This is a genomic window from Sphingomonas cannabina (genome assembly GCF_021391395.1).
In the GTDB taxonomy this organism is placed as follows: Bacteria; Pseudomonadota; Alphaproteobacteria; order Sphingomonadales; family Sphingomonadaceae; genus Sphingomonas; species Sphingomonas cannabina.
Window position 1 is genome coordinate 4,096,198 of the sequence record NZ_CP090059.1, and the last position, 22,072, is coordinate 4,118,269.

21 protein-coding genes are annotated in these 22,072 nt (G+C 69.2%); 10 read left to right on the forward strand and 11 right to left on the reverse strand.

The window, feature by feature from the left end; all coding sequences use genetic code 11:
• Positions 1-90: 90 nt before the first annotated feature.
• The 3 genes from LZK98_RS19250 to LZK98_RS19260 are packed head-to-tail and all read left to right on the forward strand — an operon-like array spanning position 91 to position 4,276.
• Positions 91-1,752, forward strand: a complete 1,662-nt coding sequence (locus LZK98_RS19250) for an MFS transporter (RefSeq protein WP_233784122.1) — start codon at positions 91-93, stop codon at positions 1,750-1,752.
• Positions 1,749-2,894, forward strand: a complete 1,146-nt coding sequence (locus tag LZK98_RS19255; RefSeq protein ID WP_233784123.1) for an HlyD family secretion protein — start codon at positions 1,749-1,751, stop codon at positions 2,892-2,894. Before LZK98_RS19250 ends, LZK98_RS19255 begins: the two co-directional genes overlap by 4 nt.
• On the forward strand, positions 2,891-4,276 hold the full coding sequence (locus LZK98_RS19260; protein ID WP_233784124.1) for an efflux transporter outer membrane subunit: 1,386 nt from the start codon (positions 2,891-2,893) through the stop codon (positions 4,274-4,276). The genes LZK98_RS19255 and LZK98_RS19260 overlap by 4 nt, the downstream gene beginning before the upstream one ends.
• On the opposite strand, the gene LZK98_RS19265 is transcribed toward LZK98_RS19260, so the two are convergent.
• The 9 genes from LZK98_RS19265 to LZK98_RS19305 form a co-directional block, all read right to left on the reverse strand.
• A complete protein-coding gene (locus tag LZK98_RS19265; protein ID WP_233784125.1) occupies positions 4,266-4,619 on the reverse strand; it encodes a HesB/IscA family protein in 354 nt (117 codons plus the stop codon). The two genes, LZK98_RS19260 and LZK98_RS19265, sit on opposite strands and share 11 nt — an antisense overlap.
• The gene (locus LZK98_RS19270; RefSeq protein WP_233784126.1) at positions 4,619-5,089 is read right to left on the reverse strand and encodes an SUF system Fe-S cluster assembly protein; all 471 of its coding nucleotides are present in this window, start codon (positions 5,087-5,089) and stop codon (positions 4,619-4,621) included. Before LZK98_RS19270 ends, LZK98_RS19265 begins: the two co-directional genes overlap by 1 nt.
• A complete protein-coding gene (locus LZK98_RS19275) occupies positions 5,086-6,312 on the reverse strand; it encodes a cysteine desulfurase (protein ID WP_406693539.1) in 1,227 nt (408 codons plus the stop codon). The genes LZK98_RS19270 and LZK98_RS19275 overlap by 4 nt, the downstream gene beginning before the upstream one ends.
• Positions 6,309-7,385: a SufB/SufD family protein gene (locus tag LZK98_RS19280; protein ID WP_233784127.1), complete on the reverse strand. Its 1,077-nt coding sequence runs from the start codon at positions 7,383-7,385 to the stop codon at positions 6,309-6,311. The genes LZK98_RS19275 and LZK98_RS19280 overlap by 4 nt, the downstream gene beginning before the upstream one ends.
• Positions 7,386-7,647: 262 nt before the next feature.
• Positions 7,648-8,391, reverse strand: coding sequence for a Fe-S cluster assembly ATPase SufC (sufC, locus tag LZK98_RS19285; protein WP_233784128.1), 744 nt, complete (start codon positions 8,389-8,391; stop codon positions 7,648-7,650).
• Between the two features lie 2 nt (positions 8,392-8,393).
• A complete protein-coding gene (locus tag LZK98_RS19290) occupies positions 8,394-8,702 on the reverse strand; it encodes a hypothetical protein (RefSeq protein ID WP_233784129.1) in 309 nt (102 codons plus the stop codon).
• Positions 8,699-9,208: a GNAT family N-acetyltransferase gene (locus LZK98_RS19295; protein ID WP_233784130.1), complete on the reverse strand. Its 510-nt coding sequence runs from the start codon at positions 9,206-9,208 to the stop codon at positions 8,699-8,701. Before LZK98_RS19295 ends, LZK98_RS19290 begins: the two co-directional genes overlap by 4 nt.
• Positions 9,205-10,668 (reverse strand): Fe-S cluster assembly protein SufB, encoded by a 1,464-nt coding sequence (sufB, locus tag LZK98_RS19300; protein WP_233784131.1) that lies wholly within the window; start codon positions 10,666-10,668, stop codon positions 9,205-9,207. The genes LZK98_RS19295 and sufB overlap by 4 nt, the downstream gene beginning before the upstream one ends.
• Positions 10,668-11,081 carry an SUF system Fe-S cluster assembly regulator gene (locus tag LZK98_RS19305; RefSeq protein WP_233784132.1) on the reverse strand — a complete coding sequence of 138 codons (414 nt, stop codon included), beginning with the start codon at positions 11,079-11,081 and terminating at the stop codon, positions 10,668-10,670. The genes sufB and LZK98_RS19305 overlap by 1 nt, the downstream gene beginning before the upstream one ends.
• A gap of 125 nt (positions 11,082-11,206) precedes the next feature.
• Between LZK98_RS19305 and LZK98_RS19310 the strand changes: the two genes are divergently transcribed.
• The 5 genes from LZK98_RS19310 to LZK98_RS19330 all read left to right on the forward strand — a co-directional run bounded on the left by LZK98_RS19310 (position 11,207) and on the right by LZK98_RS19330 (position 18,808).
• The gene (locus tag LZK98_RS19310; protein WP_233784133.1) at positions 11,207-12,229 is read left to right on the forward strand and encodes a quinone-dependent dihydroorotate dehydrogenase; all 1,023 of its coding nucleotides are present in this window, start codon (positions 11,207-11,209) and stop codon (positions 12,227-12,229) included.
• 191 nt (positions 12,230-12,420) lie between these two features.
• Positions 12,421-14,175 (forward strand): gamma-glutamyltransferase family protein, encoded by a 1,755-nt coding sequence (locus LZK98_RS19315; protein WP_233784134.1) that lies wholly within the window; start codon positions 12,421-12,423, stop codon positions 14,173-14,175.
• Between the two features lie 30 nt (positions 14,176-14,205).
• The gene (locus LZK98_RS19320; RefSeq protein ID WP_233784135.1) at positions 14,206-16,002 is read left to right on the forward strand and encodes an AMP-dependent synthetase/ligase; all 1,797 of its coding nucleotides are present in this window, start codon (positions 14,206-14,208) and stop codon (positions 16,000-16,002) included.
• A gap of 170 nt (positions 16,003-16,172) precedes the next feature.
• Positions 16,173-18,155 (forward strand): hypothetical protein, encoded by a 1,983-nt coding sequence (locus LZK98_RS19325; RefSeq protein ID WP_233784136.1) that lies wholly within the window; start codon positions 16,173-16,175, stop codon positions 18,153-18,155.
• Positions 18,152-18,808, forward strand: a complete 657-nt coding sequence (locus tag LZK98_RS19330; protein ID WP_233784137.1) for a hypothetical protein — start codon at positions 18,152-18,154, stop codon at positions 18,806-18,808. Before LZK98_RS19325 ends, LZK98_RS19330 begins: the two co-directional genes overlap by 4 nt.
• On the opposite strand, the gene LZK98_RS19335 is transcribed toward LZK98_RS19330, so the two are convergent.
• A complete protein-coding gene (locus LZK98_RS19335) occupies positions 18,778-19,434 on the reverse strand; it encodes a PIG-L deacetylase family protein (RefSeq protein WP_233784138.1) in 657 nt (218 codons plus the stop codon). The genes LZK98_RS19330 and LZK98_RS19335 overlap by 31 nt on opposite strands.
• A complete protein-coding gene (locus LZK98_RS19340) occupies positions 19,431-20,246 on the reverse strand; it encodes a sugar phosphate nucleotidyltransferase (protein ID WP_319937518.1) in 816 nt (271 codons plus the stop codon). Before LZK98_RS19340 ends, LZK98_RS19335 begins: the two co-directional genes overlap by 4 nt.
• 202 nt (positions 20,247-20,448) lie before the next feature.
• Between LZK98_RS19340 and purE the strand changes: the two genes are divergently transcribed.
• Positions 20,449-20,928, forward strand: coding sequence for a 5-(carboxyamino)imidazole ribonucleotide mutase (purE, locus tag LZK98_RS19345; protein WP_233784140.1), 480 nt, complete (start codon positions 20,449-20,451; stop codon positions 20,926-20,928).
• A 53-nt stretch (positions 20,929-20,981) separates the two neighbouring features.
• Entirely contained in the window at positions 20,982-21,989 is a 1,008-nt protein-coding gene (locus LZK98_RS19350; protein WP_233786644.1) for a 5-(carboxyamino)imidazole ribonucleotide synthase, read from the forward strand.
• Positions 21,990-22,072 lie beyond the last annotated feature (83 nt).

Here is a 22,072-nt window from a genome sequence, read left to right on the forward strand (position 1 = left end):
GCTTTCGTCGGCGGGCGCGCCGAGGCTTTCAGGCTAGGGTCCAGACCCTAGGGGCTTGAAGCCTCGGCGGTTCTCGCGCGTATTGGGGCCATGCCCGCCACGCGCCTTCGTCGGTTCCTTTCGGAAGAACGCTGGGAGTTCGCGCCGCACGAGATGCCGGCGATGCCCGGATCGCCGGGATCGCCCGAGCATCCGAACCGCCGGCGGATCGCCTATGGCATCATCGCGGTGCTGCTGGGGCTGACCGGCGGTTTCGGCAGCGCGCTGATCTCGGCCAACACCACGACGCTGCAGGGATCGCTGGGGCTCGATCCGGCCGAGATCGCGTGGCTGCCGACGGTCTATGTGATGACCAACACGTCGATCAACCTGCTGCTGATCAAGTTCCGGCAGCAGTTCGGCCTCAGGCCCTTCGCGATCATCTTCCTCGGCATCTATGCGGCGCTGACGCTCGGGCATCTGTTCGTGCGTGATTTCTGGTCGGCGATCGTCGTGCGGGCCGCCAGCGGCATGGCGGGCGCGGCGGTCAGCAGCCTGTGTCTCTACTACATGATGCAGGCGCTGCCGGCGAAGTGGCGGCTGAAGGCGGTGGTGATCGGGATCGGCATCCCGCAATGCACGCTGCCGCTCGCCCGGCTGTTCTCGCCCGACCTGCTGGCGATGTCGCAGTGGCGGATGCTCTATCTGTTCGAGCTGGGGCTGGCGCTGCTGTCGCTCGCCGGCGTCGCATGGCTGCGGCTGCCGCCGACCATCCGGCGCAAGGCGTTCGAGCCGCTCGATTTCGTCACCTTCCTGCTGTTCGGCATCTCGATGGCGCTGGTCGCGGCGGTGCTAGGGCTCGGGCGGATCGTGTGGTGGACCAACGCGAACTGGATCGCCTGGGCGCTGATTATTGCACTGCCGATGTTCCTCGCCGCGATCGCGATCGAGCATCATCGCGCCAACCCGCTGCTCAACACGCGCTGGCTGGCGAGCTCCGACATCCTGCGCTTCACCATCGTCACGATCATGGCGCGGATCGTGCTGTCCGAGCAGACCTATGCCGCGGTCGGGCTGCTGACCGTGCTGGGGCAGAACAATGACCAGTTCGGGACGTTGTTTACGATCATCTTCATTGCTTCGGTCGCCGGGGTGGTCGCGAGCGCGGTGACGCTCAACGTCGAGAAGCTGGCCCATCCGGTGATGCTGTCGATCGGGCTGGTGGCGGTCGCCGCCTTTACCGACTCGCACTCGACCAGCCTCACCCGCGCGCCGCAGATGTATGCGACGCAGGCGCTGATCGCCTTCTCGGCGACCTTCTTCCTCGGCCCCTCGCTGCTGTTCGGCATGACGCGGGCGCTACGCGAGGGATCGGGCCACATCATCACCTTCATCGCGCTGTTCGGGATCATCAACTCGATCGGCAGCCTCGGCGGATCGGCGCTGCTCGGCTCGTACCAGACGATCCGGGAGAAGGCTGAGAGCGCCGCGATCGTGCAGACCGTCGATCCCACCGATCCGATCGTCGCTGCGCGGCTCCAGGCGGGTGGTGCGGCGGTGGGACGGGTGGTCGGCGATCCCGCGCTGCGCAGCGCGGAAGGCGGCGCCCTGCTCTCCCAGACCGCGACGCGCGAGGCCAACGTGCTCGCCTACAACGACACTTTCCGCTTGATCGCATGGCTGGCGGCGGCGACCACCCTGTATCTGATGTTCCTGCTGATCCGCCGTGCGTGGCGCGCGCGACGCATGGCTGGAGGGGAGGCCGCCGCATGACCGATACCGCCGCCAGTGCCGCCCCGGTGACGGAGGAGCGCGCGGCCGAGACCCAGGCGGCAGCTCCGCCGCCCGCAGGATCGGGCTGGCGGCCACCGCGTAATAGCCGGACGATGCTGATCGTGCTGGCGCTGATCGCGCTGGCCGGCATCGCCGCGATCCTGGCGGCGTGGCGGCTGCCGCCGTTCGCGACCGCCTATGAGTCGACCGACAACGCCTATGTGCGCGGGCGCACCACAGTGATCAGCCCGCAGGTGAGCGGTTACGTGACGCAGGTGACGGTGCGCGACTTCGAGGAGGTGCGCGCAGGCCAGCCGCTTGTGGTGATCGACGACCGCATCTACCGCCAGCGCGTCCAGCAGGCGGAAGCGCAGGTGGCGTCGAGCCAGGCGACGCTCGCCAACGCCGACCAGGCCGCGCGCTCGCGTGCCGCAAGCTTCGCCGCGCAGGAAGCGGCGGTCGCCAATGCCCGTGCGCAGCTGCTGCGGGCAGAGGCGGACATGGCGCGCGTCAACGACCTCGTCACCGACGGATCGGTGAGCCTGCGCGAGCGTGACCAGACGCTGGCGGCGCTGCGCCAGGCGCAGGCGGGGCTGCGGCAGGCGATCGCGGCGCGGGAGATCGCGCGGCAGGACATCCGCACGGTCGAGGTCGGGCGCGGCGGACAGCAGGCCGGCGTCGCGGGTGCGGAGGCGGCGCGGCGAGCGGCCGAGATCGACTTCGCCAACACGGTGATCCGCGCGCCCGAGGCGGGGCGGCTGAGCGAGGTCGGCGTGCGGCTGGGGCAATATGTGACGGCGGGGTCGCAGCTCATGTTCCTGGTGCCGGCGGAGACATGGGTGATCGCCAACTTCAAGGAGGCGCAGACCGCGCGGATGGCGGTCGGCCAGCCGGCGAGCTTCACCGTCGATGCGCTCGCCAACGCACGGCTGACCGGGCGGGTCGAGCGCATCTCGCCCGCCGCCGGATCGGAGTTCGCGGTGCTGAAGGCGGACAACGCCACCGGCAACTTCACCAAGGTGCCGCAGCGGATCGCGGTCCGCATCCGCGTCGACCCCGGCCAGCCGCTCGCGGCGCGGCTCAGGCCCGGCATGTCGGTGCAGGCGCGGGTCGACACCAGCAGCGGGCCGCGCATCCGGTGAGACGCGGACTCGTCCTGCTGGCGGCGCTGGCGGCGAGCGGCTGCATCGGTCCGCGTCCGGAGGCGCCGCCGGGCGCAGCCGTGGTGCCGCCGCCGGCGTGGCGTGGCGCGCTCGGGCCGGGGGCGCCGATCCGGGCAGACTGGTGGCAGGCGTTCGGCGATCCGGTGCTCACCGCTCTGGTCGAGCGTGCGCTCGTCAACAATCCGGACATCGTCACCGCGGCGGCGCGGGTGGAGGAAGCGCGGGCGCAGGAGCGGCTCGCCCGTGCCCAGCTCGCGCCGAACGTCAGCGGGGCGGCGCCGGTGTCCGAGGCCCGGGCGCTCAATGCGTTCGGGACGGCGGCGACCAATCTCGGCGGGCAGCCGGCGGTCTCGGCGAGCTATGACCTCGACCTGTTCGGGCGGCTGCGCAGCGCCGACGCGGCGGCGCGGGCGCAGCTGCTCGCCAGCGAGGGGGCCCGGGACGCGGTGCGGCTGGCGATCGCCAGCAGTGTGGCGAGCGGGTACATCACGCTGCGTGCGCTCGACGCCCGGCTGGCGGTGGCGCGGGAGACGCTGGCCTCGCGGGCCGAGGCGCTGCGCATCGCCCGGCGGCGGGCGACCACCGGCTATACCTCGAACCTCGAGCTGCACCAGGCCGAGGGCGAGTACCATGCCACCGAGCAGATCGTGCCGCAGACCGAGCTCGCCATCGCCCGGCAGGAGAATGCGCTCAGCATCCTGGTCGGCGATCCGCCCGCCGCCGTGGCCCGCGGGGCGGCGCTGGAGCGGCTCTCCTTCCCGGCGATCCCCGACGGGCTGCCTGCCGACCTGCTGCGCCGCCGGCCGGACCTGTTCCAGGCCGAGCAGACTTTGGTCGCCGCCGACCGCAGCCTCGACAGCGCAAGGGCGGCGATGCTGCCTAACGTCAGCCTGACCGGGTCGGCCGGGCTGGTGCTGTCGACCGCGCTGTCCGATCCCGTAGGCGTGTTCTCACTCGGCGGGTCGATCCTCGGGCCGATCTTCGACGCCGGCAGGACCCGGGCGCAAGCCGATGCGGCGGCGGCACGGCGGGACCAGGCGGCGTTCGGCTATCGCAAGGCAGCGCTGCAGGCGTTCCGCGAGGTCGAGGACGGCCTCGTCGGCGTGCGGCGCTCGGGGGAGCAGGCCGTCGCCCTCACCGCCCAGCGAGACGCGCTCGCCGCGGCGCTGCGCAATGCCTCGAACCGCTATCGGGCGGGCTATTCCTCCTATCTCGACCAGCTCGACGCACAGCGCGGGCTGCTCAATGCCGAACTGACCCTGGTCCAGGCCGAGGCAGACCGGCTCACCGCCTATGTCTCGCTCTACCAGGCGATGGGCGGCGGGTGGGACGCGGCCGACGTCGCCGGCGTCAGACGGTGAAGCTCTCGCCGCAGCCGCAGGCGCCCTTGGCATTGGGGTTGTCGAACACGAAGCCGGCGGTGAAATCGTCCTCGACCCAGTCCATCGTCGAGCCGACCAGGTAGAGCACCGACGCGCCGTCGACGTAGAGCGTGCCGCCCGGCGTCACCACCGCCTCGTCGAAGGGCTTGGCATCGGTCACGTAATCGACCGAATAGGCGAGGCCCGAGCAGCCGCGTCGCGGGGTCGACAGCTTGACCCCGACTGCGCCCTCCGGCGCCTTCGCCATCAGCTCGGCGATCCGCGCCTCGGCGCGAGGGGTGAGGTTGAGCACGGCGGGGCGTGCGCGGGTGGTGGTCGTCATCACAGCATCCCCAGCTCGAGCCGCGCCTCGTCGGACATCTTTGACGGGTCCCACGGCGGGTCCCAGACGAGGTTGACGTCGACCGTGCCGATCCCCGGCACCGCGCCGACGCGCAGCTCGACCTCGCCCGGCATCGATTCCGCGACCGGGCAGTGCGGCGTGGTCAGCGTCATCGTCACCGCGGCGTGGCCCTCCGGCGTCACCTCGACGTTGTAGATCAGGCCGAGCTCATAGATGTTCACCGGGATCTCGGGATCGAAGATTTCCTTGAGCGCCTCGATCACTGCCTCATAGGTCTCGCCGCCCGGCTCGACCGGCGACAGGCCCTGCGGCTTCTCCGCGAGGAAGCCGGACAGATAGTCGCGCTTGCGCTCGAACGTCTCGCGCGTGCTCTCGCCCGCGTCCTCGACGCGCGCCTTGGGCGGCGGCGTCACGCTGTCCACTTCCTCGACCGCAATCCGATCGCTCATCCGAAGATCCTCGTCACTCGCTCGATACCCCGCGCCAGCGCTTCGATGTCCGCCGGCCCGTTGTAGACCCCGAAGCTCGCCCGCGCCGTCGCCGGCACCCCCAGCGCGTCCATCAAGGGCTGTGCGCAGTGATGGCCGGCGCGGATCGCCACATTTCCCTCATCCAAGATGGTGCCGATGTCGTGCGGATGCACCCCCTCGACGGCGAAACTCACGATTCCGGCCGAATCCTCGGGGCCGAACAGGCGGACGCTGTTGATCTGCTTGAGCGCCTCGCGCGCCTCGCGCACCAGCGCGGTCTCGTGCGCGTGGATGCGGTCGAGCCCGATGCCCTCGACATAGTCGATCGCCGCGGCGAGCCCGAGCGCGCCGACGATATGCGGCGTTCCCGCCTCGAACCGTGCGGGCGGCGGGGCGTAGGTGGTGCGCGCGAAGGTGACGCGGTCGATCATCGATCCGCCGCCCTGGTACGGCGGCATCGCGTCGAGCAGCTCGGTCCGGCCCCACAACACGCCGATACCGGTCGGGCCATAGAGCTTGTGGCCGGAGAAGGCATAGAAATCGGCGCCGATCGCGGCGACGTCGACGGCCATGCGCGGCACCGCCTGACAGCCGTCGAGCAACAGCTTGGCGCCTTGCCGATGGGCGAGGTCGGCGGCGCGGCGGGCGTCGAGCACCGAGCCCAGCACATTGGAGACATGGGCGAGCGCGACCAGCTTGTGCTGCTCGGTCAGCATCGCCGCCATCGCGTCGAGGTCGATGCGGTGGTCCGCGGTCAGCGGCACCACGTCGATGTGCGCGCCGATCCGCTCGGCGACGAGCTGCCAGGGGACGATATTGGAGTGGTGCTCGAGCGTCGACAGCAGGATGCGGTCGCCCGCCTTGAGCTGCGTGCCGGCCCAGCACTCTGCGACGAGGTTGATCGCCTCGGTCGCGCCGCGGACGAACACCACTTCCTCCGGCTGGCCGCCGATGAAACCGGCGACGCGCCTGCGGGCGGCCTCGTACGCCAGCGTCATGTCGGCCGAGCGCTGGTAGACGCCGCGATGCACCGTCGCATAGGTCTCGGCATAGGCGCGGGTGATCGCGTCGATCACTTGAGCTGGCTTCTGCGCGGTGGCGGCGGTGTCGAGATAGGCCCAACCGGTGGGGATCGCCGGGAAATCCGACACCAGATCGAGCGGTGCCGCTTCGGAGAGGGTGCGCAGGGCCGTACCGTTCACAGCGTCGCCTCCAGCCAGGCATCGGCATCGGCGGCGAAGGCCGCGCGCACCGTCTCGTCGCCGATGCGATCCAGCGAATCCGCCACGAAGGCGCGGGTGAGCAGCGCCTTGGCGCGGGCCGGATCGATGCCGCGGCTTTCGAGGTAGAAGAGGGCGCGGGCATCGAGCTCGCCGACAGTGGCGCCATGGGCGCATTTCACGTCGTCGGCGAAGATCTCCAGCTCAGGCTTGAGGTTCACCGCCGCCGAACGCTGGAGGAGAAGGCCGCGCAACGACTGCTCGCCGTCGGTCTTTTGGGCATGGCGGGCGACCTCGACGCGGGCGGCGAGGCTCGCCTGGCTCTTGTCGGCGGCGACCGCGCGCCACAACTGACGGCTGACACCGTCGGGCGCGGCGTGGCGGACGACGACCGCGCATTCCTGATGCTGCCTGCCGCGGGTGAGCAGCGCTCCGCCCATCTCGGCATAGGCGCCATCCCCGGCCAAGGTCAGCGCGGCATCGAGGCGGCTGCCCATCCCGCCGGCGCCGAGGACCACCGTGACGTAGCTCGCGCCCTGGCCGATCTCCGCCTCGTCGCGGAGCGAGACGAAACCGTCGTCCTGAAGCAGGCGGATCGAGCGCTGGAGACGGGCCGAGCGGGCGAGCTCGACCTGCGTCAGCCGGTTCGACCAGCCGGCGCCGACATAGGTCTCGACGATCGAGGCGACCGCATCCTCGGCGAGCATGATGCGCGCAGGGAGATGATTGTCGCCGCCGGTCGCGACGTGGACGATCTGGAGGTTGGTCACCGCATGCTCGGGGCCGAGCGCCAGCGACCAGCCGGTGCCGGCGGTGCGGCGGCCGAGGGGATGCTCGGTCGCGGACTCCAGCGGCTCGATCGCCACCGGGCCGGGAGCGCTGCGGGTGCGGTCGAGCACGCCGTCGATGAAGACGAGGCGCGGGCCGTCGAGGTCGAGGAACGGCGGGACCACCGTGGTGCCGTGCGGCAAAGTGGCCGCGGCGGCGATCGCCTGCGGATCGGACCAACGCCAATCCTCCTGGCGGGTCGAGGGAAGATCGAGGACGGCGGTCATGCAGGCGTCCTTGAGATGAATTGGTTCACGCGAAGGCGCGAAGGCGCGAAGATTTTTGGTTCACGCGGAGACGCGGAGACGCGGAGGTGCCTCGCCGCCGGCGATCGTCTCGCGTCAGCGAGACCTTTCAACCTGTTGCGAGCGACAAGCATGAAGGCCGCTGGCGCGGCTGACAGTGCGACGGGCGACGCATCTCCGCGTCTCCGCGTCTCCGCGCGAACAAATTCTTTCTTCTTCTTCGCGCCTTCGCGCCTTCGCGTGATCATGCCGCCACAGCTCCATAGCCCTGCGCCTCGAGCTCGCGGGCGAGTTCGGGTCCGCCCGAGCGCACGATGCGGCCGTCGGCGAGGACGTGGACCGCGTCGGGCTCCACATATTCGAGCAGGCGCTGGTAGTGGGTGATGAGCAGCACCGCCTTGCCGGGGCCGCGCATGATGCGGTTGATGCCGTCGGCGACGATGCGCAGCGCGTCGATGTCGAGGCCGCTATCGGTCTCGTCGAGGATCGCGAAACGGGGATCGATGATCCCCATCTGCACCATCTCGTTGCGCTTCTTCTCGCCGCCCGAGAAGCCGACGTTGACCGGGCGCTTCAGCATCTCCGGGTCGAGGCTCAGCGCATCGGCCTCGGCGCGGGCGAGCTTCAGGAACTCGCCGCCGGACAGCGGCTTCTCGTCGCGGGCGCGGCGCTGGGCGTTGAGCGCCTCGCGCAGGAACTGGACGTTGGAGACGCCGGGGATCTCGACCGGATACTGGAAGCCGAGGAACAGGCCGGCGGCGGCGCGCTCGTGCGGCTCCATCTCCAGCAGGTCCTGGCCGTCGAAGGTGACCGAGCCGGCGGTCACCTCATAGCCCGGGCGGCCGCCGAGGACGTAGCCCAGCGTCGACTTGCCGGCGCCGTTGGGGCCCATGATCGCATGGACTTCGCCCGCGTTCACGGTGAGCGAAAGGCCCTTGAGGATTTCCTTGCCGTCGACTTCGGCGTGGAGGTTTTCGATACTGAGCACTGTTAGCCTTCTCTGTCCTTGGCGCGCTGCTGCGCGACGGCGATCACGATCCGCTGGTTGATGCAGCCGAGCAGCTGCGAACTCTCCACGACGCCGCTGCCGACGCAGGTCCGGGCCGACGTACAGGCGACGTCGTCGATGAAGCGGTCGCCGCTCGAGACCTTGACGGTGCAGCCCGTCAGCTTACCGTCGTCCATCGCTAGCCCGAGCTGGAGCTTGCGCAGCTTGTTGCCGATGACGGTGATGTCCGCATCGGGCGCGGCCTGCGCCGGAGCGGCAGCTTGGAGGAGGAGAGCGAGGACGAGCATCATCCGGCGCGTCCTTCCGTGAGCAGGTAACGCTTGCGGATGCGATCGACCGGGGTGCCGTCCTTGAGCGGTCGGGCGCGGTCGACGGCGTAATCCTCCAGGCCCATCTTCGCGTAGAAGGCGAGGCCGCCGGCGTTGTCGGCGCGGATGGTGGCGTTGATGCCCTTGAGGCCGATCGCTCGCGCTCGGGCACGGGTCGCGGCGAACAGGGCGGTGCCGACGCCCTTCTGGATGCCGTCGACGCGAGTGAAGGTGCCGATGTCGCCCCAGTCGGCCGGGATGTCGTGCTCGCGGATCAGCGTCTGGAAGCCTTCGAGCCGCCCGTCCGGCCCGACCGCGACGTGGCAGCACAGCACGTCGGGACCGGTGAGATAGGCGGCGTCGAGCCGCTCCGGCGTGAACGGCGTCTCGAGCGCGGTGGTGCCGCCGCGCGCGATGATCGCGTTGAGCAGCTCGGCCAGCTCGGCGGCATCCGCCGAGGTGACCGGACGCACCGTGACGCCGCTCATCCGACCGAGCCCTCCAGCGAGATGCCGAGCAGCTTCTGCGCCTCGACCGCGAATTCCATCGGCAGCTGCTGCAGCACCTCGCGGGCGAAGCCGTTGACGATCAGCGCCACCGCCGCCTCCTGGTCGAGCCCGCGCTGCATAGCGTAGAACAGCTGGTCCTCGCTGATCTTCGAGGTTGTCGCCTCGTGCTCGATCTGGGCGCTCGGGTTCTTGACTTCGATGTAGGGGACGGTGTGGGCGCCGCACTGGTCGCCGAGCAGCAGGCTGTCGCACTGGGTGAAGTTGCGGACATTCTCCGCCAGCGCGTTGACCAGCACCTTGCCGCGGTAGGTGTTGTTGGACTTGCCGGCCGAGATGCCCTTCGACACGATCGTCGAGCGGGTGTTCTTGCCGATGTGCAGCATCTTGGTGCCGGTATCGGCCTGCTGGTGGTTGTTGGTGACCGCGACCGAGTAGAACTCGCCGACCGAGCCGTCGCCCTGGAGGATGCAGCTCGGGTATTTCCAGGTGATCGCGGAGCCGGTCTCGACCTGGGTCCACGACACCTTCGAGTTCGTGCCGGCGCACAGCGCGCGCTTGGTCACGAAATTGTAGATGCCGCCCTTCCCCTGCTCATCGCCGGGATACCAGTTCTGGACGGTGCTGTACTTAATCTCGGCGTCGTCGTGGGCGTAGAGCTCGACCACCGCGGCATGGAGCTGGTTCTCGTCGCGCATCGGGGCGGTGCAGCCCTCGAGGTAGCTGACGTAGCTGCCCTTGTCGGCGACGATCAGCGTGCGCTCGAACTGGCCGGTGTTCTCGGCGTTGATGCGGAAATAGGTCGACAGCTCCATCGGGCAACGCACGCCCTCCGGCACATAGACGAAGGTGCCGTCGGAGAAGACCGCGCTGTTGAGTGCCGAATAGAAATTGTCGCGGACAGGCACGACCTTGCCGAGATATTTCCGCACGAGATCGGGGTATTCGCGGATCGCCTCGCTGATCGACAGGAAGATGACGCCGGCGGCCTTCAACTCCTCGCGGAAGGTGGTGGCGACCGAGACGCTGTCGAACACCGCGTCGACGGCGACCTTGCGCGCGCCCTCGACGCCGGCAAGGACCTTCTGCTCCTCGATCGGGATGCCGAGCTTCTCGTAGGTGCGGCGGATCTCCGGGTCGAGCTCGTCCAGGCTGGCGATCGTCGCCTTGGCCTTGGGCTCGGCGTAGTAATAGGCGTCCTGATAGTCGATCGGCGGGATCGCGAGCTTCGCCCATTCCGGCAAGGTCATCGTCTGCCAGGTCCGGAACGCCTTCAGCCGCCAGTCGAGCATCCACTCGGGCTCGCGCTTCTTGGCGGAGATGTAGCGGATCGTGTCCTCGCTCAGCCCCTTGGGCGCGAACTCCTGCTCGACGTCGGAGGCGAAGCCCCATTCGTACTTCTTGTTGGCGGCGGCGAGCGCCTCGGCGTTCTTCGTGGCCATCAGCGTGCCTCCCCGGTCAGGCTGGCGAGCGTGACGCCGGCGAGCGCGCCCTTCACTGCGCCGTTGACGGCGTTCCAATGGGGCTTCACGCGGCAATTCTCCTCGATGCAGCAGTCGTGGCGGCCGTTCTCGACGCAGGCCGTCATGGCGATGGGTCCCTCGATCGCCTCGATGATGTCGGCGAGGCTGATCGTCGCAGGCGGGCGGGCGAGGCGGAAGCCGCCGCCGGTGCCGCGCGCCGATTCGATGAGGCCGGCGGCTGAGAGGCGGCTCACCAGCTTCTGCACCGTCGGCAGCGGCAGGCCGGTCTCGTCGGCGAGCAGGGTCGCGTTGAGCCGGCCGCTCAGCCCGCAATGGCGCGCGGCGGCGGACATCATCACGACCGCATAGTCGGCTTGGGCGGTGAGGCGCATTTGCGAGCGATTCTCAAATCGGATTGATTCGTTCCGATTGGGCAGATGGGCGCGTGGGCGCCCTGAGTCAACCGCCGAGGGCAAGGATTTTGGGCGCGCGGGCGAATGCCGCTATGGGGCCGCGCATGGCTCTTTACCACCCCTTCCTCTTCGCGCTCGAGGCCGAGCGGGCGCATCGGCTCACCATCCGGGCGCTGGCGGCGCCGCTGCCGCTGAAAGGCGTCGAGCGCGACCGGCGGCTGGAGACCAAGGTGGCGGGGTTGGTGTTTCCCAATCCGGTCGGGCTCGCCGCGGGCGTCGACAAGGATGGGGAGGCGATCGCCGGCTTCTTCGGGATGGGCTTCGGCAGCGTCGAGGTGGGGACGCTGACGCCCAGGCCGCAGCCGGGCAATCCGCGGCCACGGCTGTTCCGGTTGACCGAGGACCGGGCGGTGATCAACCGCATGGGCTTCAACAACGGCGGGATCGAGGCGGCGCTGCCGCGGATCGCCGATGCGAAGCGGCCGGGAGTGCTGGGGGTCAACGTCGGCGCGAACAAGGACGCGGCGGACCGGATCGCCGACTATGCGACCGGCGTCAGCATGGCGGCGAAAGTGGCGGACTATGTGACGATCAACGTGAGCTCGCCGAACACGCCGGGGTTGCGCGACCTGCAGCACGGAGCGGCGCTGGCCGAGCTGCTGGCCGCGGCGGACGAGGCACGCGGCCTCACGCCGCTGTTCCTCAAGGTGGCGCCGGACCTGGAGTCGGCCGACATCGACGGCATCGCGCGCGCGGCGGTGGAGCACCGGATCGATGCGCTGATCGTGTCCAACACCACCGTGTCGCGGCCGTCGCTTCGATCGAAGCACGCGGGGGAGGCAGGCGGGCTGTCGGGTGCGCCGCTCAAGGCGCTGGCGCGGCAGCGGCTGGCGGACTTCCGGGCGGCGACCGGGGGCGAGCTGACCCTGGTGTCGGTCGGCGGGATCGACAGCGCGGAAGAGGCCTATGCCCGCATCCGCGCCGGGGCGAGCCTGGTGCAGCTCTATACGGCGCTGGTCTACGAAGGGCCGGGGCTGGCGCGGCGGATTGCGAAAGGGCTGGCGAAGCTGCTGGAGCGCGACGGGTTTGCCAACGTCGCCGATGCGGTGGGGACTTCGAAACCTTAGGTCCTCCCCGGCACGAGGAGGGGGACCATCCGCGCAGCGGATGGTGGAGGGGGCCTGCCTCTACAGACTCGCTTGCCGCGAGGCCCCCTCCACCCCCGACCAGCGGTCGGCGGTCCCCCTCCCCGTGCCGGGGAGGAACTGGAACCTTACGGCGGTTGACGCGGCGGCACCCGGGACTAGGGTCCGGGCCCATGAAGAAGCTGTTTGTCGCGTTCATCGCTCTGCTCGTCCCGCATACCGCCTTCGCACAGGGCATCGTCACCTCCGCCGATCCGCGCGCGAGCGAGGCCGGGAGGGAAATCCTGCGGCAGGGCGGCAGCGCCACCGACGCGGCGATGGCGATGATGCTGGCGCTGACCGTGGTCGAGCCGCAGTCGTCCGGCATCGGCGGCGGCGGCTTCCTGATGCACTACGACGCCAAGTCGGGCGTGACCGACACCATCAACGGGCGCGAGAAGGCGCCGGCCGCCGCGACGCCCGATCGCTTCCTCGGTCCCGACAGCAAGCCCAGGCCGTTCGTCGAGCTGTTTCCCGGCGGCAAGTCGGTGGGCGTGCCGGGCAACGTCCGGCTAGCGGCGATGGCGCACCGGAAATGGGGCAAGCTGCCGTGGAAGGCGCTGTTCCAGCCGGCGATCCGCCTTGCCGAGCAGGGCTATCAGGTGACGCGGCCGCTCGCGAACTCGTCGGCAAACCTGTCGCCCTTGTGGTTCGGACGGAAGAAGGGCGCTTCGACGCCCGCCGCACCGGACGCGCAGCCGGTCGCAGGCGACGATTCGGCGCGGATCGTGCCGACGTCCGACAATTTCCCCGCTGTCGCGGCGCTCTATGCGCCGGGCGGCAAGCCGCTGACCGAGGGGATGACGGTCCGCAACCCCGCGCTCGCCGCGACGCTGCGCAAGATCGCCGACGAGGGTCCCGACGCCTTCTATTCGGGCGCCAACGCCAAGCTGCTGGTCGACACCGTCACCGGGTCCAAGGTCGCGCCGAGCGACATGACGCTCGCCGACCTCGCCGCCTATCAGGCCAAGGAACAGCCGGCGGTGTGCACCACCTATCGCCAGTACAAGCTGTGCGGCATGGGCCCGCCCTCCTCGGGCGCGACCACCGTGTTCCAGATCCTGGGAATGGTCGAGCGCTTCGACATGAAGGCGCTGGGCAAGGATTCGCCGGTCGCCTGGCACCTGATCGCCGAGGCGATGCAGCTCGCCTATGCCGATCGGGAGAAGTATCTCGGCGATCCCGACTTCGTGAAGGTGCCGGTCGCCGGGCTGCTCGACAAGGGCTACATCGCCGCGCGCTCGCGGCTGATCTCCGAGACGAAGAGCCTCGGCACCTATGAGGCAGGAACCCCGCCGGGCGCCGAGCCGCGCACCGCCGCGGTGCAGAAGGAGGTGCCGGGCACCACCCACTTCATCGCGGTCGACAGGAACGGCGACGTGGTGACGATGACCTCGACCGTCGAGGGGCCATTCGGCAGCCAGCTGGTCGCGGGCGGCTACGTCCTCAACAACGAGCTCACCGACTTCACCGCCGCACCCGAGAAGGACGGCGCGCCGGTCGCCAACCGGGTCGAGGGCGGCAAGCGGCCGCTGTCGTCAATGGCGCCGACGATCGTCTACGACGCGTCGGGCAAGCCGATCTTCACCGTCGGCGCGGCCGGCGGCAAGACGATCATCATGCAGGTCGCCAAGGCGCTGATCGCCCACCTCGACTGGGGCGAGAGCGCGCGCGATGCGATCGGCGAGGGCCTCATCTATTTCAACGACGCCGGGCTGATCCTGGAACAGGGCACCGGCCGCGAAGCGTTGAAGCCGGCATTGGAGCGGCTCGGCCATACCGTCACGATCGGCAAGCTCGGCCTCAAGGCCAATGCCGCCGAGAAGACCGCGAACGGCTGGGTCGGCGCCGCCGATCCGCGCAGCGTGGGAGTGGCGTTGAGCGAGTAAGGCCAAAAAAAAATGGGGGAGAGAGGCTGAATGACACGGACGCTCGAACATTTCCCCAACCTCGTCACCATGTTCTTCACCCGTGCGCGGGAGAAGGGCGAAGCACCGTTCCTGTGGGCCAAGCAGGGCGGCCAGTGGGTGCCGACGAGCTGGGCGGAGGCGGCGCGGCAGGTGGCGAGCCTCGCCACCGCGCTGAAGGCGATCGGGCTGAGGCCCGGCGAGCGGGTGATGCTGGTCAGCGAGAACCGGCCGGAATGGTGCATCAGCGACCTTGCGATCATGGCGGCGGGCTGCGTGACCGTCCCCACCTACACCACCAACACCGAGCGCGACCATGCGCATATCCTGGAGAATTCGGGCGCCTGCGCGGTGATCGTCTCGACCTCCAAGCTCGCGCGCGTGCTGATGCCCGCGGTGCTGCGCTCCTCGGCGCGGGTGGTGATCGGGATCGACGAGATGCGGCCCGGCCAGACCGGACAGGTCGACTATCACGACTGGCGGGCGCTGATCGCCGCCCATCCCGGCGACGTCGAGGCGGTCGCCGCGAGCGTCACCGCCGAGCGCGGCGACCTCGCCTGCATCATCTACACCAGCGGCACCGGCGGCGCCCCGCGCGGGGTGATGCAGCACCACGGCGCGATCCTGCACAATGTCGAGGGCGCCTCCGCGGTCATCTCCGAGGATTTCGGCTGGGACGACGACGAGATATTCCTGTCCTTCCTCCCGCTCTCCCACGCCTATGAGCATACCGGCGGGCAGCATTTCCCGATCGGGCTCGGGGCGCAGATCTATTATGCCGAGGGGCTCGACAAGCTCGCCTCCAACATCGAGGAGACGCGGCCGACGATCATGGTCGTCGTGCCGCGCCTGTTCGAGGTGCTGCGCACCCGCATCACCAAGGCGATCGAGAAGCAGGGCCGCATCTCCACCTTCCTGCTCGACCAGGCGGTGCGGCTCGGCGGCAAGAAGGCGGCCGGCGGGCGCATCGGCATCGCCGATCAGCCGGCGAAGCTGCTGGTCAACGCGCTGTTCAAGCCCAAGATCGGCAAGCGCTTCGGCGGGCGGATCAAGGCGATGGTCTCGGGCGGGGCGCCGCTCAATCCCGAGGTCGGGCAGTTCTTCGAATCGATCGGCCTCACCTTCCTCCAGGGCTATGGCCAGACCGAGGCGGCGCCGGTGATCTCGTGCAACCGGCCGAGCGTCGGCCTCAAGCACGACACGGTCGGCCCGCCGCTCAAGAACACCGAGGTCCGGATCGCCGAGGACGGCGAGATCCTGGTCAAGGGCGAGCTGGTGATGAAGGGCTATTGGCGCAACGAGGCCGAGACCGAGCGCGTGCTGAAGGACGGCTGGCTCCACACCGGCGACATCGGCCTGATCGACGAGAAGGGTCGCATCAAGATCACCGACCGCAAGAAGGACATCATCGTCAACGACAAGGGCGACAATGTCGCGCCGCAGAAGGTGGAGGGGATGCTGACGCTGCAGCCCGAGATACTGCAGGCGATGATCTCGGGCGACCGCAAGCCGTACATGGTGGCGGTGATCGTGCCCGATCCCGAATGGACGCAGGAATGGTGCGCGCACAGCGGTACGCCGTGCGACTTCGTCAGGCTGGGAGGCGACCACGACTTCAAGGCGGCGATCGGCCACGCGGTCGAGCGGGTCAACAGGGAGCTGTCGCAGATCGAGCGCATCCGGCGCTTCATTCTGGCCGACGAGCCCTTCACCATCGAGAACGAACAGCTGACGCCGAGCCTCAAGATCCGCCGCCACGTGCTGCGCGAGGTTTATGGGGCACGGCTGGACGCCCTCTACCGGCAGTGAGCGAAGCCGCGGTCCGGCGACAGGCGCCGGCGTGGCAAAGGCGTTGTTAACCTTCCTCTCCTATCCCGCCGATTGCGAAGGGAGGGGGATGGGCGCGCAATGATTGTACTTCCGGTTGCCGCTCGGTGCGGATCGCGTGCGTCGACAAGCACGTCCGCGGTCATTCCCCGATGACGGCGCTGGCCCAGGACCTGAGCGGGCTGGCAGCCGCAACGATGCTCATGCCGTTCATCGCCTGGCTGCCCGGTCTCGCGCTCGTCGTCGGTTGCGAGCGGATGCTGGGATTGGATCCAGGTCGCGGCTGGACGCGATGCGGATGGGCGCTGCTGCTGTCGCTGGCGGTCCAGCCCGCGATCGACGCGCTGTGCATCCGGCTGGTCGGTCTCGCGGTCACGAGCATCATCCACCTGGCCCTGGCGGTCGTCGGCGCTGGGGCCGTCATTGCGCTTCTGCGGTCCCGCCGGATCGGCCCTCATCCGCTGTTCGCGCTGCTGCCATTGTGGTGGCTCGCGGTCGCCTTCGCCTTCGTCGACGTCGACCGGGCCGGGCGCCTGAACCAGAGCCTGATAGTCCTCGACCTGGTCAAACACGCGTCCGTCATAGAATCGCTGGCGCAGCACGGCCTCCCCCTGCGCGACGCGTTCTTCGCTCGGCCCGCGGCCGCTGGATATTACTATTATTACTATCTCGGGCCGGCGATGGTGCGGTGGCTGGGGCACGGCCTCGTCGACAGTCGCATGGCCTTTGCAGGATCGGCGTTCTGGACCGGGATAGCACTCCCGGCGGCGCTTTGGCGCATCGCCGTCGATGCCGGGCTGATCGCGTCCGGTCGGCGCGCACGCGCTTTCATCGTGATGACGGCGCTCTGCTTCGTCGGCGGCGCCGATCTTCCCTTCGCCCTGCTCCGCACGATGCAGACGGGCCTATGGTATCCGCAGGTCGACTGGTGGAGCGAGGCGGTCAGCTTCGCCTTCGGGACCGTTCTGTGGGTGCCGCACCATCTGAGCGCGCTCCTCGCTATCTGGATAGGCGCGGATCTGCTGGAGCGGGCCCGCGTCGAGAAGGGTGCTCGTTTCGGGATGCTCGGCGCCGGTGCGGGGCTCGCCTTCGCCTCCGGTTTCGGCATGTCGGTCTGGATCGCCGTCGCCGCCGTTCCGATTCTGGCCGCCTGGCAGCTCGCGCTCCTCGGCAAGGGCCGTGCGCCGTTGCTCGCCTTCATCCTTGCCGTGACGGTCGCGCTCCTGGTCGCCGCGCCCCAGATCGGCGACCTCATCTCGGGTCGCGCGCAGGAGGGTTTTCCGCTTGCCCCTTATCTGCGGCCCTATGGCGGGATCGATGCGGGCGGGGGATTCGGCTCTGCGCTGATTCTGATCCTCCTGCTGCCGGTCGGGTACATGATCGAGTTCGGCGCCTTCGCCTATGGCGCGATCGCCTTCCTCGCCGCTCGCATCCGCCGCCCGGCGCCCGACAATCCGCTCGCGGTCCTGCTCCTTATCTCGGCGGCGATCGGCCTGGTCGAAGCCAGCTTTGTGCGCTCAACGATCATCAACAATGATTTCGGCTGGCGCTCGATCTGGTTCGCGCAGCTGCCCGCCATCATCTGGACCGGCGCGATCCTGACGGAGATCGCCGTGGTTCCGTTGATGCTGCGAATGCTCATAGCGGTTGGCGTGCTCGCCAATGCGTGGGACCTTTTCGGCCTGAGATCCATCCCGCCTGAGTTCCGAGCGAGCTGGGAGCAGATCAACGCCGCGCCCGCGGTCGATTATTCGGAACGACAGGCCTATCGCTGGGCCGAACGGCACCTCCCTGCGGATGCCGTGCTGCAGGCGAATCCCGGCGCGACCAGGCGGGTGTTCAACTTCGGCCTCTATGGCCGCAACGGCACGGCCGTCGCCGACGGCGAGGCCAATCTGTTCGGCGCGCCGCGTCGGCAGGTCATCGACAGGATCAGCCGCCTGCGCCCGATTTTCGAGCGCGCGCTACCGCCGGGCGAGATCGCGGCGATCGCCCGTCGCGAGGGCATCGATGCGATCCTCTTCTCGGCGCGGGATCCGGTGTGGCGACAAAACGGCGCCCCTCCGCCAGGGCTGCGATGCGCCTACCGGGACCCACGGGTCTGCATCGCCGAGATCGGGAGCCCCAGTCCATGAAACGCCTCCTGACATCCTTCGCGATCATGGGCTCCACCACGCTGGCGGGGTTCCTGCTCTACATCGGCCTCATGCGCTCGCCGCTGCTGCGGGATGGCTCGATCCTGTTCTACCGCGGCCTGCTGATGTGCGCGGTCGACGCCGTGATCATGGCGATCGCGCTCCTCCTGCTGTTGCGCCGCCGCGGCGCCGACCCCGTGACCGTCATCGCGGCGGTGGCGACATCGTTGAGCTTCAACATGGCGTTCCTGATCATCCTGCCAGTGACCATCGACCGCTCGATCAGCGTCTTCCTGCTGAGCCGGATCGAAGCGGCCGAGACCGAGCACCCGCTCGACGCCAGAGGCCTGAGGGCGGCATTCGTCGACGACTATGTCATAGCCATGTCCCAGATCGACCGCCGGATCGAGGAGCAGCGCCGCTCCGGCAACGTCGTCGTCGATCACGGCAAGCTGTGCCTGACCGAACGCGGCCGGAGCTTCATGCGGCTGGCACGGCGGCTGTCGCTCACGTTCGGAACCGATCCGCACTTCGTGGGCAAGGAACCAAGCGCGGGGAAGGGGCCGCCCCATTGCGCAACGCGATCAGGCTTGCGAGCGGAGCGGACGATCCCGAAGCGGACTCAAAACGCCAGCACCACCTTGGGCGCGTAAAAGCCCTCGGCATAGCCCTCCGGCGCATTGCATTCGATGCCGCGCAGGCGGGCGAGTGCGAGGAAGGTGTCGGGGCTGAACCATTGCCGGTGGCGCTGGCTGGGGAAGCCCTCGCAGATAGCGCCGGCCTTTCGCCGGGCGACATCCGCGGACAGGTGTGCGTAGAGGTTGGGCCGGCCAAGGTCGCCGTCGTACTTGGGGATTTCGTAGCCGAGCAGCAGATGGTCGCGGAACGTGTTCGCGCTGAGCTCGGCGATCACGCGGTGATCCTGGTGCGAATCATTGGCGACATGGGTGAGGATCAGGTCGGGCCGCGACCGCCGCTTGATCGCCTCGAACACCGCCTTGATCGCGGGGAGCTGGTGGGGGAGGAGACCGTCCTGGAAATGGTGGACCTCCACTTCCAGCGCGGCCTTGTTGCCGGCGAACCGTTGCGCGCTCCGCTCCGCCTCGTCGGCGCGGATGTCGTCGCCGCTGAACACGACCCAATGTACCGCCGCCTCGACCGACGCGAGCAGGTCGAGGAGCAGCCCGCCGCACCCGATCTCGATGTCGTCGGCGTGGGCGCCAAGGCAGAGGACGCGCAGCGGCTCCGTGCGCGCATTCGGCAGGGTCAGCGGGATCATCGATAGGAGGTCTGGAGCAGGGCCGCCGGCGCGAGCGGGGCATCGCGCCACACTTCCCACTGCGCGTTCCCTGCCGCATGCGCCGCCTCCAGCACCTCCAGGTCCTTGGGCGTGTCGCACGCGCGCCAGAAGCCGTCATGGGCGTAGGCGAGCAGCCGCCCCTCGTCGACGAGGCGCGGAAAGGACCCGTCGACCAGATCCTCGCCATCCTCGAGATAGCGGAAGATGGCTTGCCGGAAGACGAAAAAGCCGCCGTTGATCCTGAGGTCCGCGGTCGGCGAGTCGTCGATCGCGGAGACCGCGCCGTCACGGCCGTAGCGGAGGTAGTGGAAGCTCTGGCTCGGCCTGACCGCGGTCATCGCGGCCACCATCGCCGGGCGCGCGGACATGGCGGCGATCACCTCCGGCAGGCGCAGGTCGGTGACGCCGTCGGCATAATTGGCCAGGAACAGCTCCTCGCCCTCGACATAGCGCTCGACCAGCCGGAGGCGCTGGCCGATGCTGGTCCGGAGGCCGGTGTCGACGAGCGCGACGTTCCACCAGGTGCCGCCGTCCTGGCGCAGGCGGACCGCCTGCATCTCCGGCGAGAGGGTGGGCAGGAACTCCCCGCCCATGCGCCGGAAATGTTCGGTGATCGCCTCCGCACCATAGCCCAGGCACAGGACGAAATCGGTATGTCCATAATGCGCGTAATAGCGCATGATCGAGTCCAACAGGGAAATGCCGCCTACGGATACCAAAGGTTTCGGCAAGTTTCCGGACGCGCCGCGCATGCGCATCCCAAATCCGCCGCAGAATAGAACGACCTTCATCCCGACCGCCCCTCCCAGGACAATTCGAAGCCATCGTGCGACGCTCTGATACTATGCGGTCAGTTCATCACGAACGGATGCCGCTCGCCACATCTAATCTGGATTAGGCTTTTGTGATGAAGCTGGGATACCGAAGCGATGGGTTCTGCCCGGCGGCATCGTGACGGTTGCCCTCCTCGCCCTGCCCCGCTAACCGCTCGGCATGACGCTGGTCGGCATCATCATGGGGTCGTCGTCCGATTGGGAGACGATGCGGCATGCCGCGAGCGTGCTGGACGAGCTCGGCATCGCGCACGAGACCAAGGTCGTGTCCGCGCACCGTACGCCGCAGCGGCTCTACGACTATGCCACGTCCGCTGCGGACCGCGGGCTCAAGGTGATCGTCGCCGGCGCGGGCGGGGCGGCGCACCTGCCGGGCATGGCGGCGGCGATGACGCACCTGCCGGTGCTGGGCGTGCCAGTGGAGAGCAAGGCGCTGAAGGGCCTCGATAGCCTGTTGTCGATCGTGCAGATGCCGGGCGGCGTGCCGGTCGGGACGCTGGCGATCGGCAAGGCGGGGGCGACCAATGCGGGCCTGCTCGCCGCCGCGATCCTCGCCACCGCCGACGACGCGCTGGCCAAGCGGCTGATCGAGTGGCGCGAGGCGCAGACGCACGGCGTCGCCGAGGAGCCGACCGACTAGTGCTTCCGCCCGGATCGACGATCGGCATCCTCGGGTCCGGCCAGCTCGGCCGGATGCTGGCGGTCGCGGCGGCGCAGCTCGGCTATCGTACCCATATCTACGCTCCGGAGACCGGGCCGGCGAACGACGTCAGCGGCGGCTACACGCGCGGCGGCTATTACGATGCCGGCGAGCTGGCGCGGTTCGCGCGGGGCGTCGACGTCGTCACCTACGAGTTCGAGAATATCGCCGCGGGGCCGATCGAGGCGCTGGCGACGTTCGTGCCGGTGCATCCCTCGCCGCGCTCGCTGGCGGTGGCGCAGCATCGCGCCGAGGAGAAGGAATTCGTCGAGGCGCTCGGCGGCCGCGCGGCGCCATGGCGACGGGTCGAAAGCCGCGAGACGCTGGACGAGGCCATAGCAGCGATCGGCTGCCCGGCGATCCTCAAGACCGCGACGCTCGGCTATGACGGCAAAGGGCAAGTGCGGCTCGCCTCCCCCGCCGATGCCGACGCCGCCTGGGAAGCGATCGCGGGCGCGCCGGCGGTGCTGGAGGGATTCGTCACCTTCGCGCACGAATTCTCGATCCTGCTGGCGCGCGGCGCCGATGGCAGTATCGCCAGCTATCCGCCGCCGCTCAACGAGCATCGGGACGGTATCCTGTCGCGCTCGACCGTGCCGGCCCCGGCGGAGATCGCGGTGCAATGGACCGAGGCGGCGGCGCTCGCCGGGCGGGTGGCCGAGGCGCTGGAGCATGTCGGGGTGCTGACGTTGGAGTTCTTCGCGACCGCGGACGGCCCGGTGTTCAACGAGATGGCGCCGCGCGTCCACAATTCGGGGCATTGGACGATCGAGGGCGCGGTGACCTCGCAGTTCGAGAACCACATCCGCGCGATCGCGGGCCTGCCGCTCGGGGATACCGGGCTGACCGGACGGGGCGTAGTGATGGAGAACCTGATCGGCGACGACGTCGAGCGCTGGGCCGAGCTTCTCGGCGAGGGCGACGCCCATCTCCACCTCTACGGCAAGCGCGATGCGCGGCCGGGGCGCAAGATGGGGCATGTGACGCGGGTGATGCGGTAGCTTCTACCGTCCCTCTCCCATTGGGAGAGGGAAGGAGCCGCGAAGCGGCGGGAGGGTGAGGCCGCCACCGCCAGCGAGGGCAC